At 61.7% G+C, this 15,858-nt stretch carries 19 protein-coding genes; 5 read left to right on the top strand and 14 right to left on the bottom strand.

Annotated features, from left to right (window positions below; genetic code table 11):
• Nucleotides 1–2: 2 nt before the first annotated feature.
• The 5 genes from AD665_RS04575 to AD665_RS04555 all read right to left on the bottom strand — a co-directional run bounded on the left by AD665_RS04575 (nt 3) and on the right by AD665_RS04555 (nt 3,892).
• Nucleotides 3–833 (bottom strand): DUF2797 domain-containing protein, encoded by an 831-nt coding sequence (locus AD665_RS04575; protein WP_024776981.1) that lies wholly within the window; start codon nt 831–833, stop codon nt 3–5.
• The gene (locus AD665_RS04570) at nt 830–1,090 is read right to left on the bottom strand and encodes a YeaC family protein (RefSeq protein ID WP_024776982.1); all 261 of its coding nucleotides are present in this window, start codon (nt 1,088–1,090) and stop codon (nt 830–832) included. The genes AD665_RS04575 and AD665_RS04570 overlap by 4 nt, the downstream gene beginning before the upstream one ends.
• A gap of 68 nt (nt 1,091–1,158) precedes the next feature.
• Complete coding sequence (locus AD665_RS04565) at nt 1,159–2,034, bottom strand: rhomboid family intramembrane serine protease (RefSeq protein ID WP_024776983.1); 876 nt, start codon at nt 2,032–2,034, stop codon at nt 1,159–1,161.
• Nucleotides 2,031–3,005, bottom strand: coding sequence for a metallophosphoesterase (locus tag AD665_RS04560; protein ID WP_392396982.1), 975 nt, complete (start codon nt 3,003–3,005; stop codon nt 2,031–2,033). Before AD665_RS04560 ends, AD665_RS04565 begins: the two co-directional genes overlap by 4 nt.
• Nucleotides 3,002–3,892 (bottom strand): NAD(+) kinase, encoded by an 891-nt coding sequence (locus AD665_RS04555; RefSeq protein ID WP_024776985.1) that lies wholly within the window; start codon nt 3,890–3,892, stop codon nt 3,002–3,004. The genes AD665_RS04560 and AD665_RS04555 overlap by 4 nt, the downstream gene beginning before the upstream one ends.
• Nucleotides 3,893–3,995: 103 nt before the next feature.
• On the opposite strand from AD665_RS04555, the gene AD665_RS04550 reads away from it, so the two are divergent.
• Nucleotides 3,996–4,961 carry a DUF1853 family protein gene (locus AD665_RS04550; protein ID WP_024776986.1) on the top strand — a complete coding sequence of 322 codons (966 nt, stop codon included), beginning with the start codon at nt 3,996–3,998 and terminating at the stop codon, nt 4,959–4,961.
• 130 nt (nt 4,962–5,091) lie between these two features.
• Here the strand turns inward: AD665_RS04550 and AD665_RS04545 are convergent, their stop codons facing one another.
• The 5 genes from AD665_RS04545 to AD665_RS04530 all read right to left on the bottom strand — a co-directional run bounded on the left by AD665_RS04545 (nt 5,092) and on the right by AD665_RS04530 (nt 8,781).
• Nucleotides 5,092–6,375 carry an arsenic transporter gene (locus AD665_RS04545; RefSeq protein WP_053191103.1) on the bottom strand — a complete coding sequence of 428 codons (1,284 nt, stop codon included), beginning with the start codon at nt 6,373–6,375 and terminating at the stop codon, nt 5,092–5,094.
• A 37-nt stretch (nt 6,376–6,412) separates the two neighbouring features.
• Nucleotides 6,413–6,763 carry a metalloregulator ArsR/SmtB family transcription factor gene (locus AD665_RS04540; protein ID WP_024776988.1) on the bottom strand — a complete coding sequence of 117 codons (351 nt, stop codon included), beginning with the start codon at nt 6,761–6,763 and terminating at the stop codon, nt 6,413–6,415.
• A 220-nt stretch (nt 6,764–6,983) separates the two neighbouring features.
• Nucleotides 6,984–7,313 carry a DUF6124 family protein gene (locus AD665_RS04535; protein ID WP_053191101.1) on the bottom strand — a complete coding sequence of 110 codons (330 nt, stop codon included), beginning with the start codon at nt 7,311–7,313 and terminating at the stop codon, nt 6,984–6,986.
• Between the two features lie 171 nt (nt 7,314–7,484).
• Complete coding sequence (locus tag AD665_RS27315; RefSeq protein ID WP_147460414.1) at nt 7,485–7,892, bottom strand: hypothetical protein; 408 nt, start codon at nt 7,890–7,892, stop codon at nt 7,485–7,487.
• A gap of 331 nt (nt 7,893–8,223) precedes the next feature.
• Nucleotides 8,224–8,781 carry an NADPH-dependent FMN reductase gene (locus tag AD665_RS04530; RefSeq protein ID WP_024776991.1) on the bottom strand — a complete coding sequence of 186 codons (558 nt, stop codon included), beginning with the start codon at nt 8,779–8,781 and terminating at the stop codon, nt 8,224–8,226.
• Between the two features lie 183 nt (nt 8,782–8,964).
• On the opposite strand from AD665_RS04530, the gene AD665_RS04525 reads away from it, so the two are divergent.
• Both AD665_RS04525 and AD665_RS04520 read left to right on the top strand, forming a co-directional pair.
• A complete protein-coding gene (locus tag AD665_RS04525; RefSeq protein ID WP_024776992.1) occupies nt 8,965–9,198 on the top strand; it encodes a hypothetical protein in 234 nt (77 codons plus the stop codon).
• A 78-nt stretch (nt 9,199–9,276) separates the two neighbouring features.
• Nucleotides 9,277–10,170, top strand: a complete 894-nt coding sequence (locus AD665_RS04520) for a LysR family transcriptional regulator (RefSeq protein ID WP_053191099.1) — start codon at nt 9,277–9,279, stop codon at nt 10,168–10,170.
• On the opposite strand, the gene AD665_RS04515 is transcribed toward AD665_RS04520, so the two are convergent.
• The 4 genes from AD665_RS04515 to AD665_RS04500 form a co-directional block, all read right to left on the bottom strand.
• Nucleotides 10,136–10,750, bottom strand: a complete 615-nt coding sequence (locus AD665_RS04515; protein ID WP_024776994.1) for a GNAT family N-acetyltransferase — start codon at nt 10,748–10,750, stop codon at nt 10,136–10,138. The genes AD665_RS04520 and AD665_RS04515 overlap by 35 nt on opposite strands.
• Before the next feature lie 283 nt (nt 10,751–11,033).
• On the bottom strand, nt 11,034–11,786 hold the full coding sequence (gene dnaQ / locus AD665_RS04510; RefSeq protein WP_053191097.1) for a DNA polymerase III subunit epsilon: 753 nt from the start codon (nt 11,784–11,786) through the stop codon (nt 11,034–11,036).
• A gap of 196 nt (nt 11,787–11,982) precedes the next feature.
• A complete protein-coding gene (gene rnhA, locus AD665_RS04505; RefSeq protein ID WP_024776996.1) occupies nt 11,983–12,435 on the bottom strand; it encodes a ribonuclease HI in 453 nt (150 codons plus the stop codon).
• A gap of 88 nt (nt 12,436–12,523) precedes the next feature.
• Nucleotides 12,524–13,282 (bottom strand): class I SAM-dependent methyltransferase, encoded by a 759-nt coding sequence (locus AD665_RS04500; protein ID WP_024776997.1) that lies wholly within the window; start codon nt 13,280–13,282, stop codon nt 12,524–12,526.
• Nucleotides 13,283–13,347: 65 nt separating this feature from the next.
• Here AD665_RS04500 and gloB point away from each other — a divergent pair, with 65 nt between their 5' ends.
• Nucleotides 13,348–14,115, top strand: a complete 768-nt coding sequence (gene gloB / locus AD665_RS04495; RefSeq protein WP_024776998.1) for a hydroxyacylglutathione hydrolase — start codon at nt 13,348–13,350, stop codon at nt 14,113–14,115.
• A gap of 99 nt (nt 14,116–14,214) precedes the next feature.
• On the top strand, nt 14,215–15,666 hold the full coding sequence (locus tag AD665_RS04490) for a transglycosylase SLT domain-containing protein (RefSeq protein ID WP_024776999.1): 1,452 nt from the start codon (nt 14,215–14,217) through the stop codon (nt 15,664–15,666).
• The last annotated feature ends 192 nt before the right edge of the window (nt 15,667–15,858 follow it).

The raw sequence follows: 15,858 nt of genomic DNA, 5'->3' as shown, positions 1-15,858 counted from the left end.
TTCTACTGATGCACGGCGAGCTGGTAAGCCGTGTATTTACGAATGTTGATCACGCCGGTGTCGAAAATCAGGTACTGGCCCTTGATCCCCAGCAGCGTGCCTTCGGCAATCGGGTCCTTGTCCAGGTTGAAACTGACGATCTTGGCCGGGTATTGCTCCACCGGATAACGGATCTCGAGGGGTTCGACGTCCGCTATGGTCTGGATCGCCTGCAGGCCGAATCGTTCCTGCAAGCCCTGCAATCCCTGGGCGCAACTTTCAAACAACGAGTCGCGGATCCGCGGCAGGTCCACCGCGACGGCATCGCCCTTGAGCAAGGCGCGCCAATTGGTCTTGTCCGCTACCTGGCTGCGGAACAGATCTTCGACGAACCCCGACTGCTGACGGGTGGCAACCCGCAGGATCGGCAGCGCCTGGCTCGCACCCTGGTCCAGCCAGCGGGTCGGCAGTTGCGTGGCACGGGTGATCCCGACCTTCACCCCCGAAGAGTTGGCCAGGTACACCACATGATCGGTCATGCAGAACTGCTCGCCCCACGCCGGCTCACGGCAGGTGCCCGCGTCGAAATGGCAGCGCTCGGGGCTCATGATGCACACATCGCATTGCGCCAGCTTGGTCATGCAGGGGTAGCAATAACCCTGGCTGAAGCTGGTCTTGGTCCGGCGTCCGCAGTGGCTGCAGTGGATCGCGCCAAGGAACTCCAGGCGCACCGTGCTGCCGATCAACGGGTTGACCGGCACCTCGACATCACCCAGGCGAAAGGCATATTGAACGGTCGGTCCGTCCAGGCGTGCCGACATCTTGCTGATTGCACCGCGGCCAATCTCGATCAATGGATGGCATCCGACTTGAACAGGAGGTTCGGCACTTCGATCGATTTCGAATGGCACTCCTGCGGGCCCATGTAGCCGGTGCGCTCTTCTTCGGGCAGGTTCTGGATTTCCCAGGCGATCATTGCCTGCAACGACAACTCGCGTTGCTCGGCGGTGAGCTTGTTGCCATCGGCCCATTTACCGATTTCCACGGCCAGCTTCAGGCTCTTGTAGATGTCGGGGGTGATGTTCTGGATCATTTCGTTGAACGAGGACATGGGGTCTCCGCGCGTTCGTTTAAGTGCCAATAATAAAAAAGGTTAAGCTGACTATTGGGGCATTCGTATCATTGCCGGGGCATTTTACGGCGGGCGAAGAGCCCACCCAACAAGCCCGTGAAGCAGCCGACGAGCAGGCCGCCGACGTGGGCCCCGTTGGCGATTTCTCCGAAACCGATCATCGAGACCAGCCCGGACAGGCACAGCGCCAGCCACACCAGCATCATCACCAGCACCCCGCGGGGCAAGTGATAGGCCGGGTTGGGCGCCAGCAGTTGATAGATCCAGCAGTGTCCCAGCAGGCCGTACAACACACCGGACAAACCACCGAACAGCGTCGCGCCGCTGACCAGGTACTGGACGAAATTGGACACGAGGCTGAACAGCAGCGTCAGTCCAAGCAGGTTGATGCTGCCCTGGCGCGCTTCGATCCGCCGCCCCAGTTCCCAGTACCACATGCCATTCATGGCAATGTGCAGAAAACCGAAGTGAATCAGCATCGGTGTCACCAGGCGCCACCACTGCCCCGCAGCCAGGCTGTCGGCCAGGGGCGAGAACTGGATGTAGTCGCCGACGACGCGAAATTCCAGGAAGGTCAGCCACCGCAGGGCCTGGAGATTGTCCCCCAGCAGAGTCACGGCGCTGACGATCACGCTCAGCAACAGCACCAGGGTGGTAACGGGGCTGCGGGTCAGTTGTTCGACGATCCCGGGCCGCCGCGAGCCAGTGCCCATGGCCGGGAGTTCCAACAGTTGCTCCGGATCGCCCACCGGAAAACGCGCGTACAGGGAGCGCACGTCTTCACCGATCTCGTCCGGCACCCAGAGCACCTGCTCCCCCGCCTCTTCGCTGACGCGATGGGGTACTTGCATGCGCTGCAACAGCTTGACGAAGCCGCTCAGGTCCACGGTCAAAGGCAGGCGCAACACTGCGACAAGGCTCACTTCACCACCTCCGGCCGTTCCACATCGACCCAGACGAACTTGTGCGGGTCCAGGTGGGTTTCCTGGTCCAGCCGATAGGCGACCAACTTGCCGTAGAGCACCGCGCTGTAGTCCAGACACGCCAGGTTCGCGCGGATCGGCGCGGGTTTGCCGCTGCGCCAGTAGTGACCGACAAACAGCAAAGGCTCATCGACGCCGTAGCGCAGCAGGTTGTTCTTTTCATCCGGAGACAGTGGCCTGCGTGCCACCGGCTCGGGCAAGGCATCGGGTTGGAACACGATGTCCCCATAGGTTTTCGGATCGTCCTCCCAGAACTTGGTGCGGAAGAACGAGCGGGTCAGGCCATCGCCACCGGTCAGGGTCATGCCATGGGGCAGGCGCATGTCGGTGCCACGCAGCAGGCGGTCGAACACCGTGCAGGCGAAACTGCCCGCCTGCGCCGAGGCCTGAAGAAAGTGTTCGTCGATCCGGGCGTCCGGGAACAGACCACGCAACGGCTCGATCAGGCCGGCATCCCAGCAGGCGTGCACCACCCGGAAGCGCCCGGCATCGATAAACAGCGGCAGTTCATAGAACCACTGGAGGAAATCGTGCCATTCACCGGGGTACTGCTCGAACTGGGTCAGGGTTTCATTGAGCAGGCGGGCATGGCGCGGCGTGTGTTCACGCACATACCGCTGGCCACTGCCCGGCAGTGCCGGCGTGCTCCAGCCCAGGGCGTTGAACTCGTGGTTGCCCATGATGCACAACGCCTGGCCGGCCACGACCATGTCGTGGACGATATGCAACGCCTCGCGGATCCGCGGCCCACGGTCGATGATATCGCCCAGGAACACGGCCATGCGCGACGGATGGCGCCAGACCCCGCCCTGCTTGTGGTAACCGAGTCGGTCCAGCAGGTGTTCCAGGGTCAGGGCGCATCCGTGCACGTCACCGATCAGATCGTAACTGCGCGCAGGATCGAGCATCAGTCGCCTCTACCTCCCAATCGACTGCCCCAGCCGAGCTTGGTCCGGCAGACTTCGTAGTAATTGTGATCCAGTGGATGGATCAGGCGCAGCTTCTGCGCCTTCTTGCTGACGGTGATGGTGTCACCCGGCGCGCAGGTGAAATGGTTCTGGCCGTCGCAGGACACTTGCGGGTAGATCTGCATATCCTTGGACACGACGATTTTCAGCTCACTGTTGCCATCGACCACAATGGGTCGCCCAGACAAGGTATGGGGGTACATGGGTACGATCACAATGGCGTCGAGCTTGGGGTGCATGATCGGGCCACCAGCGGAGAGCGCGTAGGCGGTGGAACCGGTGGGCGTCGCAACGATCAGGCCGTCGGCCTTCTGGCTGCAGACGAACTGGCCGTCGATGTACAGCTCGAATTCGATCATGCGCGTGGATTTGCCGGGGTGCAGCACCACGTCGTTGAGGGCGTCGCCCTGGCCGATGGCTTCGGCGTGACGGCGGACCTCGGCCTGCAGCAGGAAGCGGTTTTCCACCAGATAGTGGCCGTCGAGCACCTCGGCCACTTTGGTTTCCAGCTCGTCGGGGCGGATATCGGTCAGGAAACCGAGGCTGCCGCGGTTGATCCCCAGCACCGGAATGTTGTGCCGCGCCAGGGCTCGTGCGGCCCCCAGCAGGCTGCCGTCGCCGCCGACCACGATCACCATGTCGCAGACCTCGCCGAGCATCTTGCGCGACGACGTCTGCAGGCCATGGCCCGGCAGCACTTCGGCGATGGTATCTTCGAGGATCACATGCAGGTGTCGCTCCAGGAGAAAACGTTTGAGGCGGCGAACGGTGTCCAGGACCTGCGAACTGCCCAGGCGACCGATGATGCCGATATTGCGAAATTGCTCCATGGGGCTCCTGCGAGGGTCTGCGGCGGGCGAAAAACCCGATTATGGGCGAAAGCGGCCCATAGACAAAATTCTTTAAGCCTTCTCTACAGGCTATGCTCGCAAAATGATCCTCTTTCCCGAATTGCTGGACCTGCCCCGTCGCTTGCGCCATCCCGAGGTGCGCGATCTTGCGTGGGTGATACTGGCCCCGCCGATGCTCATCGACACGCCCTGGCCCCAACGTCATCCCCTGACCGGCAGCGACTGGGTGCAACACCCTCACCGACTGGAACAGTGGCTGCAGCAGCTGGACCGCGACAGCTACCCGCTGCTGCACTGGCTGTCCCAGGGGCGGACCCAGCGCCTGGGCCTCTATTACGAGCGGTTGTGGCAGTTTGCCGTGCAGCATGCGCCGGGCATCGAGCTGATCGCCGCGAACCTGCCGATCCGCCGCGAAGGCCAGACCCTGGGTGAACTCGACCTGCTGCTGCGCGATAAAGATGGCATCCATCACCTGGAACTGGCGATCAAGCTGTACCTCGGACCTCAACAGGGCGATGGCCGGGACACCGCGCAGTGGCTCGGTCCGGGCTGTCATGACCGGCTCGACCGTAAACTGACTCATCTGCGGGAACACCAGCTGCCGATCTCGGCGCGCCCGGAAAGCCGTGAAGCCTTGGCAGCCCTGGGCATTGAACCGTCGGGGCTCGAGCTGTTTCGCTCCGAGCTGTGGCTGGGGGGCTACCTGCTCTATCCCTGGCCCGGACAGGCCGAACCGCCAAGCGGCGCGCACCCCAGGCACCTGCGGGGCAGTTGGCTGCGCCAGCGGGACTGGCCGGCGTTCATTGCCCAGCGTCCGCCCGGCCGCTGGCAACCCCTGCCCCGCGCCGCCTGGCTGGCGCCGGCCCACTATCCGGCGGAGCAGACCTGGAGCACTGCTCAACTGGACGCCTGGCGAATGGCCCTGGACCCAATGGCGCCCGCACAGCTGATGGTGCGCCTGAGTGAAAACGCCGAAGGTGAGTGGGAAGAGGCCGAGCGGGTGTTTCTGGTGGCGGATCCGTGGCCGGATGTGCCGGGCAATGGTTGAGTTTTGTGCTGCCTGGGCGGCCCCCATCGCGAGCAGGCTCGCTCCCACAACGGATCTTCAGTGAACACAAGTTTTGTGTTTGTCATACCCCCTGTGGGAGCGAGCCTGCTCGCGATAGCGTCGCTACGGTCTAAAAGGACAAACGCAACGCCAACGCCGCCAACGTCACCAGCAACACCGGCACCGTCAACACCACCCCAACCTTGAAGTAATACCCCCAGCCAATCCGGATGTCCTTGCGCGCCAGCACATGCAGCCATAGCAGCGTTGCCAGGCTGCCGATCGGCGTGATCTTCGGCCCCAGGTCGCTGCCGATGACATTGGCGTAGACCATCGCTTCCTTCACGGCGCCACTGGCCTGGCTGGCATCGATAGACAACGCGCCGACCAGTACCGTCGGCAGGTTGTTCATGACCGACGAGAGCAACGCCGTCAATACCCCGGTGCCTATCGCCGCGCCCCACACACCATAACCGGCGAAAGCGTCGAGCCAGCGGGCCAAGTGGTCGGTCAGCCCCGCGTTACGCAGGCCATAGACCACCAGGTACATGCCCAGAGAAAAGATCACGATCTGCCACGGCGCTTCCTTCATGACCTTGCGGGTGGAAATTTTGTGACCGCGTGCCGCAACCGCCAGCAGCAACGCGGCGCAGACGGCCGAAATGGCACTGATGGGAATGCCCAGGGGCTCCAGGGCAAAGCACCCCAGCAGCAGAATCACCAACACGGCCCAGCCCGCGTAGAACGTGGCGGTGTCGTGGATGGCACGGGCCGGATCGTCCAGTTGATGCGGGTCGTAGTCACGGGGGATATCGCGGCGGAAAAACCACATCAGGATCGCCAGGCTGGCCGCCACGGCCACCAGGTTCACCGGCACCATCACCGCCGCGTAGCGGTTGAAGCCGATGCCGAAGAAGTCCGCCGAGACGATATTCACCAGGTTCGATACCACCAGCGGCAGGCTCGCGGTGTCGGCAATGAAACCGGCCCCCATCACGAAAGCCAACGTCGCCGCCGGGGAAAACCGCAGGGCCAGCAGCATGGAAATCACGATAGGCGTGAGGATCAGCGCCGCGCCGTCATTGGCGAACAACGCCGACACCAGGGCACCGAGCAGCACCATGTAAGCAAACAGCTTGCGTCCACTGCCCCGCCCCCACCGGGCCACGTGCAGCGCCGACCAGGCGAAAAAACCCGCCTCGTCCAGCAACAGACTGATGATGATCAGCGCGACAAAGGTACCGGTGGCATTCCAGATGATCTGCCACACCAGCGGGATGTCGGAAATCTGCACTACCCCGCTCAACAACGCCAGCAGCGCGCCGAACGTCGCGCTCCAGCCAACGCCGAGCCCTTTGGGCTGCCAGATCACCAGGGTTATGGTCAGCAGGAAAATCAATGACGCGACAAGCATGCGTTACAGCCTTGGAAAGAGGGATTGATAAGCAGCGTCAGCAGCAACGCGCCAGCGGACGATCGGTCATCGCCGCCAGGCGCTCGACATCCGCCGCCAGCCAGGCCGCATTGGCCGCCAGGGCCTGCTGCAGCAAGGTGCTGATCCAGGAAGGCAATTGTGGGTGCAGACGGTAATAGACCCACTGCCCTTGCCGCCGATCACTGAGCAGGTCGGCATGACGCAACTGCGCCAGGTGCCGGGAGATTTTCGGCTGGCTCAGGTCCAGCGCGGCCGTGAGCTCACAGACACACAACTCCCCCTCGCGGGCCACCAGCAGCGCAATGCGGGTCCGGGTGTCATCCGCAAGGGCCTTGAAGACATCGACGGGATTGTGGGGATTGGACATGACGGAAAACAGTCTGGGGAAGCGAAGGACGAATATATGGAAACTCGAATATTCAGTAAAGCGGCGATTGGTGCTGCAAGCCCCCCTGTGGCGAGGGGATTCATCCCCGCTGGGGTGCGAAGCAGCCCTAAAATCCAGCAACTCGATATGCCAGATAGAATCAGGGGGCGCTGCGACGTTTCGCTAAATCCCCTCGCCACAGGGGGATGGGGTGTGCCTGCTAGCGCGGATCGACGTTATCCAGCGCCCGGTTCGCCAGTAATCCGCCCAGCTCGATCAATTGCTGAATGCCCAACGCTACATGTCGTCGCGAGCCGTCCAGTTCGAAGGCCAGGTCGCTGATCATGGCGTCCGCAGAGGCCAGGGTTTCACTGAGGTTCGCGAGCAGGCACTCCGTGTCGATGCCATTCACAAGGGTGAAGAGCTTGCCTGGCGGCGGATTCGTGTCGGACTCGGGTTTGAGGTAGAAGTCGAGGGCGCGCTTGGCGGCGTCGTCGAAGGTCGTTGAGTCTGGATCGGTGTCCGGCGGATTGGGTGTTGGTTTGAACATGATTGAAGCTCCTATGGGGTGAAGCCACCAAAAACTGTCGCTAAACAGAAATGGGTGGCAGCTGCACGCAGGTTAGCGAACCGGTCATAGGCACCCGGTAGACCCGAAGGTCTCCCACATACAGCCGCCATAACGTCATTGCAGTCATATCTGCCATGAAGCATGGAGCGCTCATGTGCCTAGAATGATCCGGGTCGCTAAACCCGATCGCTGATTTGTCAGCGACCGGCAAACGATAGAACCCGCGCCCCAGGCGCACAAGCCGGCGGATTCTGGCGCAGTTGTAGGCAATGGCGCAAGGCGGTGTAGCCCGGTGCAGCTGTGTCCTACATCGGACTTACTCTTACGAAAATAAATGCGTCCCCTTTTTTTGTCCTTCCAGTAAAGGTGGAAAACATCACCGACCTCCATCTGGGTCCAGGGATCGACGATGCATAGCAGTCCTCCCTCCACCAGCCTGGCCGGAATGCCCGCGTCATAATCCTCGACGAAAAGCGTCCAGCCCGGAAACCAGGGCGACTCAAGGCCGGCAAGCGGTTGGCTGTCTGGTGAATAGCGTGGGGGAAATCGCTTTTCCATGGGGGTACACCTCGGCTGGTTGAGGGGCCGCCAATAAAGCAGTAGAAACGCAATGACGGTGGGAAGGGCCTGCTTCGCAGTCCAGCGGGAGCAAGCTCCCTCGCCACGGGATTATTAGGACGCGCCGGGGTGAAGGCGTCTACTGTCAGAGCTGACAGTAGACGGGGGATCTGAAGCGAGAGATAAACCTGTGGCGAGGGAATTTAGCGAAACGTCGAAACGCCCCGCAGGGATGCGACGCAGCCCTAAAAGCTTTGGGACCGCTGCGCGCTCCAACGGGGATAAATCCCCTCGCCACAGAGGAAGTTGTTTGCCTAAGGCACCAAGGACATCAAGCCTTTTTGTGCTGCTCGACCCACTGGCCATAGGCATTGATGAATGTCTGCAGGAACGGCTTCACCGACTCCGACACATGACCCGCCTCATCGAACGCCGTACCGGCATTGCTCAGGTAGCCTTCGGGTTGCTGCATGCACGGCACATTGAGGAACACCAGGGACTGGCGCAGATGGTGATTGGCGCCAAAACCGCCGATGGCGCCCGGCGAGGCGCTGATCACCGCACCCGGCTTGCCGCTCAGGCAGCTCTGGCCGTAGGGACGCGAACCGACGTCGATGGCGTTCTTCAACGGTGCCGGCACGGAACGGTTGTACTCCGGGGTGACGAACAGCAAAGCGTCGGCTGCGCCCACCTGCTGGCGGAAGGTGCTGTAGGCAGCCGGGGGCGAGGCATCAATGTCTTCGTTGTAGAGCGGCAGGTCGCCTATCTCGACGATCTCCAGCTTCAGGTTGGCAGGCGCCAGATCCGCCAGTGCCAGTGCCAACTTGCGATTGATCGACGCCTTGCGCAGGCTTCCCACTAAAACGGCCACTGTATAGACATTACTCATTGGATGTTCTCGGCTAGGGATCAAAGGGGACTCTACTTATAGATGATCGGGCGGATTATTGGACCAGCGGAAAGTCGAAAACCGGCCGCTTGGACTATTTTTTTCTTGTAGGAAAACTTACCGCGCATGGGCAAGGTCTACAGAACCGTAAATCGAGTGATCTATTTCCAGAGGTTCTAAGCAATGGCAGCAGTACTTGTCGGACAATTTCATGCGCGGGACGCCGAAGGTCGCGTCTATTCGGTGCATGAATTCCAGGAATCGACCCCGTCGCCGGACGGAAACGGCAAGGAGCCTGTCACCACCTACAAACTGGCCATCGGTGATCGGGTCAGCAAGCTCGATGAGGACAGGTTCCTGCTGGTACAGTCCGGCATTGAATTGGTGCGCGAACCCGAAACGCAAATAGCTTTATGACATAAGCAGAAGTCATGCCCGGACTTGGGTTAGGATTCAGCCATTCAATGGCTCTCCCGCCGCACACGGACTTCTTGCATGCGACTACGCCACATCGAAGTGATCCAGGCGCTGCTGCAGACCGGCCACTTGGGCACGGCGGCCGAATGGCTGCAATTGCCGGTCGCTGACGTCGAGTCGACCCTGCGCGATGCCGAAGCTCAACTGGGCTTCATGCTGTTCGCCAGTGTGCGCGGACGATTGCAGGCTACTCGCGAAACCCTTGAATTGCGCGATGGCATCACGGGCGTGTATGACGCCCTCGAGCCGATACAGCGGTTGGCCAGCAGCTTGAAACACTACCAGGCGCCACCCCTGCGGATCATCTGCACCCCACCATTGGCCCAGCAACTGTTGCCGCGAAGCATGGCCGCCCTGCGCCGCCGCTATCCTGATGCGCCTTGCACGCTACTCAGCCAGCCAACCCGCGACATCGTCCGCAGCCTGCTGCTGCGCGACAGCGATCTGGGTCTGAGCCTGCACGACCCCGAGCATCCGGACATCCACTGCCAGATGATCGCCCAGGGAAAACTGCAACTGCTGGCCCCTCACGGCTGGCTGCAGCCGCGGCAAAAGTACATTTCTCTTCAGGATCTCGCTGGCCAGTCGCTGGTGGGGCTCGACGGCCAGGATCCGCTGAGCCCGGTGTTCGACAATAAACTCGGAGCGCTGCACCCGGCACCGGTAATCCAGATCCGCGTCCAGACCCACCAGATGATGCGCGCCATGGTCGAGGCCGGCGAAGGCCTGGCCATCGTCGATCCCTTTACCGCCTCGGGCGCCAAGGATGGCGGGCTGGACGTATGCCCGGTGTCACCCGCCATTCCCATCTGCCTCTATGCCCTGCGCCTGACCGGCGCGCCCGCGTCACCCACGCTTCAATCGCTGCTGGAGCTGGTTACGGAACAAGCCGAGGCATTGCTGAACCATTGACCGACATACCCAGCGGATCGTCGAACAACCGGTACCAGAACAGCGCCACTTCGGCGGTATGCCGGTCAATTCCGCGATAGCGCAATTGATCGATGCCGCCGAGGACATAACCGCAGCGCTCATAGAGCCGGCAGGCACCCAGGTTGTTGTTCTGGGTTTCCAGCATGATCCCCGGGAGTTTTTTCTTGCGGCTCCAGAATTGCGCCACGTCGAGCAGAGCCTTGGCCACCCCATGACGACGGGCCGGGGCATGCACCGCCAGTTCGTCGATGTGGGCAACGCCGTTCCAGTTGGTACTGATCACCAGGTGCCCCACCGGCTGGTCATCCAGATAGGCCATGAAGATTTCGCTGTCAGGGGCATCGTGAAAGCTGCTGAACTCTTCCGGGTCGATGCCATAGCACTTTTGATAGGGAACAATGGGCGTTACCGGCCATTGGCTCACGGGTTGGCCGATCTGCGCCGCGCCATAGGCGCTGACTTCAAAACTGAAATCACTGCCCCATATGTACGCAGCGAAGCCGTCATCGACGACCCGCACGGACAGGCCTGGGTGTTTGGGATTCATGACCGACTGCATACTGGTATAGGTCCTCATTCCTTGAGCCAACCAATGGCACGTTGCAATCCATTACCCTTGCCTCTCGAAACTGTATACATCAAACGGCTACCCATGGATTGCCGTTACCTCAGGTTAGAAGGTACTGGCGATTGTGGCGAGAAATGAACAATGAACAATGACACTGCTGTCCCCTGTGGGAGCGAGCCTGCTCGCGATAGCGGTGCGCCAGTCATCTCGTGAGTGACTGTTCGACCGCTATCGCGAGCAGGCTCGCTCCCACAGGGGTTCAATCGTCAATTCCTCACTGGCCGGCTTCAGCCAACTGCGTCCACAGTGCCGGGGCGCCAGCGGACTTGGCGATGGCTTCCAGGCGCGCGGCATGTTCGGCCAGGTCGGTTTCACTGGCACGAATGATCCGGGCGGGCTGACGGTCGGCGGGCAAACGACGAATTTCGCTGGCCCGGCCACCCGAGCCTTCGCCGGAGCCATTACCGTCCGACGCGTTGCCAGCAAGGGAGAGGCTGGTTTGACCGCCGGTCATCGTCAGGTAGACGTCGGCAAGAATCTCGGAGTCGAGCAAGGCGCCGTGCAGTTCACGGCCGGAGTTATCGACGCCATAACGCTTGCACAAGGCGTCGAGGCTGTTGCGCTGCCCCGGGTGCCGCTCGCGAGCCATGAGCAAGGTGTCGAGAATGGAGCAATGCTGGCTGATGTCGGCCCGGTCGTGCTGCCCCATCAAGGCGAATTCGTTGTTGATGAAGCCAACGTCGAATGCCGCGTTGTGAATGATCAGCTGCGCGCCCTGGATGAACTCGAAGAATTCATCGGCCACTTCGGCGAAACGCGGCTTGCCCACCAGGAATTCGTTGGTAATACCGTGGACACCGATAGCGCCCTCGTCGCTTTCGCGGTCCGGTTGCAGGTAGACATGGAAGTGGCGACCGGTCAGCCGCCGACCGATCAGCTCGACACAGCCGATCTCGATAATCCGGTGACCATCGGTCACCGGCATGCCGGTGGTTTCGGTATCCAGTACTACAGATCTGTTGGCCATCAGTGTTCAGCTCTCAACGGGCGTGCTTGCAAAGGCGGGGATGGTAACACGCCCAAGGAAAACTGCCGCAGTCGGACCTGTGGGAGCATGGCTTGCCCGCGATGCAGGCGATGCGGTATTTGAAATAGAGGCGTCTGTTTCGCGAGCAAGCTTTGCTCCCAGGGTTCCCCTCGCCGCAGGGGGCTTTGCTGAAGCATCAGGCCTGCTTGTAACCCCGCACCTCATCCACCCCACGGTTGGCCAACTGGTCGGCCCGTTCGTTGCCGTGGTGGCCGATGTGCCCGCGAACCCACTTCCAGGTCACGTTATGGCGGCTGACCTGCTCGTCCAGCAGCTTCCAGAGGTCGGCATTCTTGACCGGTTCTTTCGCGGCGGTCTTCCAGCCGCGCTTCTTCCAATTGGCCATCCACTCGTTGATGCCTTTCATCACGTACTGCGAGTCGGTCACCAGCAGCACGTCGCAGGGTCGCTTGAGTTCCTCCAGGCCGCGGATGGCGCCCATCAGTTCCATGCGATTATTGGTGGTATTGGCTTCGCCCCCCCAGAGTTCCTTCTCCACGCCCTTGAAGACCAACAGCGCACCCCAGCCGCCCGGACCGGGGTTGCCCTTGCAGGCGCCGTCAGTGAAGAGTTCTACGCTATCGCTCATGCCCATCCATCCAGAAAAAATGCAAAGGCCTGCCAGTCGGGAGCGCCAACCTCCAGGTTGACGATGCCGGCCAGGCCATCGGAAACAGTTATGGCTCGATATGGCGACGATTGACCTTGGCCATCGGCAAGGGAATCAGCTTGCCCATCGGCTCGCGTCGCACCTGACGCACCGGGCGCAGCCCGACCACGATCTTGCGGGCCACCAGCAGATAGAAGCCGCCACCGGACAGCTGCCAGTCGCCAGCTTTGCGCTCCCAACCGGCCAGGCGGGCCTGCCACTTGGGCGACGCAAGCGGCGGACGATAGCACCCGAAGCGGCGTTTCTCCAGCGCGAAGCCCAGCAGGTTGAGCCAGTCGCCCACCCTCGATGCCGAGATGCAGCGGGCCTGGCGCAGGGCGTCATGGGCGAAGACATGACGCAGCCCCCAAGTGCTCCAGGGGTTGAGACCGATGATCAACAGATGACCACCTGGGCGCACGCTGCTGGCGGCTTCACGCAGCAGGCCGTGGGGAGACAGGCAGAAATCCAGGCCGTGCTGCATCACTACCACATCGGCGGCGTGCTCGCTCAACGGCCAGGCCTGCTCCTCGCAGACGATCTCCACCCCGGGCAGCGGTGCGCCCAGGCGCACGTTGCGCTGGACCTGCGGTGCCGACGGCGGCGTCTGCGCCGACGGACCGTAGTGCACCAGGTAACCGCCGAAGAAGCGACTCAGCTCGTCTTCGAGCATGCGCCGTTCCTCTTCCAGCAAAAATTGCCCGACGGGGCCGGACAGCCATTCACGGGCCGCGCTGATCAAGGCCAGCCAGTCAGGATCGGCCTGAGCGAACGCTTCGTCAGTCATTGCATTCTCCAACGCGTCAGGAAGTTCTAAGATGCGCCTTTGTTTTCCGCTTGGCGAATTCCGCGATGATACAGATCAGTGCCCTGCCCGCCTTCACCGATAACTACATCTGGTTGTTACAGGATCACTCCAGCCGCCGCTGCGCCGTGGTCGACCCTGGTGACGCCGCGCCTGTCCAGGCCTGGCTCGATGCACATCCGGCCTGGGTCTTGAGCGACATCTTGATCACCCACCATCACCATGATCATGTCGGCGGCGTCCAGGCGCTGAAAAATGCGACGAACGCCACCGTCTGCGGCCCGGCCAGCGAGAACATCCCGGCGCGGGACGTAGCGCTCAAGGATAACGACCAGATCAAGGTGCTCGGCCTGGACTTCGATGTCTACGCCGTGCCCGGCCATACATTGGGGCATATAGCCTATTACCACCATGGCCTGTTGTTTTGCGGCGACACCCTGTTCGCCGCCGGTTGCGGACGGCTCTTCGAGGGCACGCCGGAACAGATGCACCACTCCCTCGGCCGCCTCGCCGCCCTGCCGGACGATACGCTGGTCTATTGCACCCATGAATACACCCTCAGCAACCTGAAGTTCGCCGCTGCGGTGGAGCCGGACAACCCGGACATCGCCGCCCGCTTGGAAAAAGTCGGCCGACAGCGCAGCGAGGGCATCATGACCCTACCGTCGACCCTGGCCCTGGAAAAACTCACCAACCCATTCCTGCGCACCACTGAAACATCCGTTAAACAAAAAGCAGACGAACGGAACAACCAGCGAAACGGGACGCCGAGTGAGGTTTTTGCGGCCTTGAGGGCCTGGAAAGATAAGTTCTAAGCCCCCCATCGACTGATACAAAAATTCTGAATGGTTGACCTGTTGGGGTGCGCTTTCTAGAATCGGCCGACATTTTTGCCCGGAACTTACTTCCAGCCAATGTCGTCATCCATACGCAGGTCCGTCCCGTCAGCTACTTTGACCCGCCTGGCTCAAGCCATCGCGGTGGCTGTGTCCGCGATCCTGGCGGGCTGCCAGAGCTCGGGCCAGATCCCCCAGAACGACGCGGTCACGCCGAAGAACATGGCGGCCCGTGCCAAGCAGAAGCCGGTCTGGCTCAGCGAGAAACCCAGCCCCCAGGCCCCCCAGGACATCTGGGAGCGCATGCGCCAGGGCTTCCAGTTGCAGGAAACCGCCGGGGTCAACCCGCGTATCGAGCAACAGCGCCTGTGGTTCGCCAGCAACCCGGCGTTCCTCGAGGGTGCCGGTGAGCGCGGCAGCCTGTACATGCACTACATCGTCGAACGCCTCGAAGAACGCAACATGCCACTGGAGCTGGCGCTCCTGCCGGTGATCGAAAGCGCCTACAACCCCATGGCCTATTCACGGGCCAACGCCGTTGGACTATGGCAGTTCATTCCGTCCACGGGTCGTTACTTCAACCTGCGCCAGACCCGCTTCTATGACGGGCGTCGCGACATCACCGCCTCCACCACGGCGGCCCTGGACTACCTGACGCGCCTGCACGACATGTTCAACGGTGACTGGCTGTTGGCGCTGGCCGCCTATAACGCCGGCGAAGGTACGGTCAGCCGCGCCATCGAGCGTAACGAAAAACTCGGCCTGCCCACCGACTACTGGAACCTGCCGCTGCCCGCCGAGACCCAGGCCTACGTGCCCAAGCTGCTGGCGCTGTCCCAGGTGGTGCTCGCCCCCGAAGCCTATGGGGTGAACCTCAACCCGATCGCCAATGAGCCCTACTTCCAGGTCGTCGAGATCAACCAGCGCATGGACCTGTCCAAGGTCGCGGAGGTGGCCAACATCGACGAAGACGAGCTGTTCCAGCTCAACCCGGCCTTCAAGCAGCGCACCACCATCGACGGCCCGCAGCACCTGCTGGTGCCCACCTCCAAGGCCCAGTTGCTGACCGCCAGCCTGTCGACCATGCGCCCGGAAGAGCTGATCAGCCAGCGCTCGCTCAAACCGGTTTTCGAATCCGCCGATGACGCTGAAGTGGAAGGCGCCAGGCGCACCTACCGCGTCAAGCGCGGTGACAACCTGGGCCAGATCGCCAAGGCCAACCACGTCCAGACGAAGGACCTGCAACGCTGGAACAAACTCAGCGGCAGCAAGCTCAAGATCGGCCAGACCCTGGTGATGCAGGACGCCAGGCCGGCCAAGGCGACCGGCAAGCGCATCAATACCGTGGTGGCCGCCAACAGCACCAAGGAAAAGACCAAGCAGACCCAATACAAGGTCAAGCAGGGTGATTCGTTGTATGTCGTGGCCAAGCGCTTCAATGTGGAAATGCAACACCTCAAGCGCTGGAACCCACGCATGGGCAAGGCCCTCAAGCCTGGACAGATGCTGACGGTCTATTCCCCACACTGACCTGTGAGAACCCCACAGACCTTTGAAGCAGAGCCCTGTGGGAGCAAAGCTTGCTCGCGATAGCGGTGCACCAGCCAACACAGTTGTCGACTGCCCCACAATCGCGAGCAAGCTTCGCTCCCACAGGTTTGCGGCTAACTGACCGGCATTCCCCCCAGGCCGCCTTTTTCCTGCCGATACAAGCTGTTACTG

Origin of the sequence: Pseudomonas corrugata, assembly GCF_001269905.1 — a bacterium.
GTDB lineage: Bacteria > Pseudomonadota > Gammaproteobacteria > Pseudomonadales > Pseudomonadaceae > Aquipseudomonas > Aquipseudomonas corrugata.
This window is presented reverse-complemented; position numbering and strand designations above follow the sequence as displayed.

Bases quoted from the DNA above. Each gene is read 5' to 3' on its own strand.
- AD665_RS04555 (WP_024776985.1), bottom strand. From the start codon at position 3,892: ATGGAGCAATTTCGCAATATCGGCATCATCGGTCGCCTGGGCAGTTCG.
- AD665_RS04525 (WP_024776992.1), top strand. From the start codon at position 8,965: ATGGCAGCAGTACTTGTCGGACAATTTCATGCGCGGGACGCCGAAGGT.
- AD665_RS04550 (WP_024776986.1), top strand. From the start codon at position 3,996: ATGATCCTCTTTCCCGAATTGCTGGACCTGCCCCGTCGCTTGCGCCAT.
- AD665_RS04570 (WP_024776982.1), bottom strand. From the start codon at position 1,090: ATGTCCTCGTTCAACGAAATGATCCAGAACATCACCCCCGACATCTAC.
- AD665_RS04545 (WP_053191103.1), bottom strand. From the start codon at position 6,375: ATGCTTGTCGCGTCATTGATTTTCCTGCTGACCATAACCCTGGTGATC.
- gloB (WP_024776998.1), top strand. From the start codon at position 13,348: ATGATACAGATCAGTGCCCTGCCCGCCTTCACCGATAACTACATCTGG.
- AD665_RS04520 (WP_053191099.1), top strand. From the start codon at position 9,277: ATGCGACTACGCCACATCGAAGTGATCCAGGCGCTGCTGCAGACCGGC.
- AD665_RS04490 (WP_024776999.1), top strand. From the start codon at position 14,215: ATGTCGTCATCCATACGCAGGTCCGTCCCGTCAGCTACTTTGACCCGC.
- AD665_RS27315 (WP_147460414.1), bottom strand. From the start codon at position 7,892: ATGGAAAAGCGATTTCCCCCACGCTATTCACCAGACAGCCAACCGCTT.
- rnhA (WP_024776996.1), bottom strand. From the start codon at position 12,435: ATGAGCGATAGCGTAGAACTCTTCACTGACGGCGCCTGCAAGGGCAAC.
- AD665_RS04530 (WP_024776991.1), bottom strand. From the start codon at position 8,781: ATGAGTAATGTCTATACAGTGGCCGTTTTAGTGGGAAGCCTGCGCAAG.
- AD665_RS04500 (WP_024776997.1), bottom strand. From the start codon at position 13,282: ATGACTGACGAAGCGTTCGCTCAGGCCGATCCTGACTGGCTGGCCTTG.
- AD665_RS04535 (WP_053191101.1), bottom strand. From the start codon at position 7,313: ATGTTCAAACCAACACCCAATCCGCCGGACACCGATCCAGACTCAACG.
- AD665_RS04515 (WP_024776994.1), bottom strand. From the start codon at position 10,750: ATGCAGTCGGTCATGAATCCCAAACACCCAGGCCTGTCCGTGCGGGTC.
- dnaQ (WP_053191097.1), bottom strand. From the start codon at position 11,786: ATGGCCAACAGATCTGTAGTACTGGATACCGAAACCACCGGCATGCCG.
- AD665_RS04540 (WP_024776988.1), bottom strand. From the start codon at position 6,763: ATGTCCAATCCCCACAATCCCGTCGATGTCTTCAAGGCCCTTGCGGAT.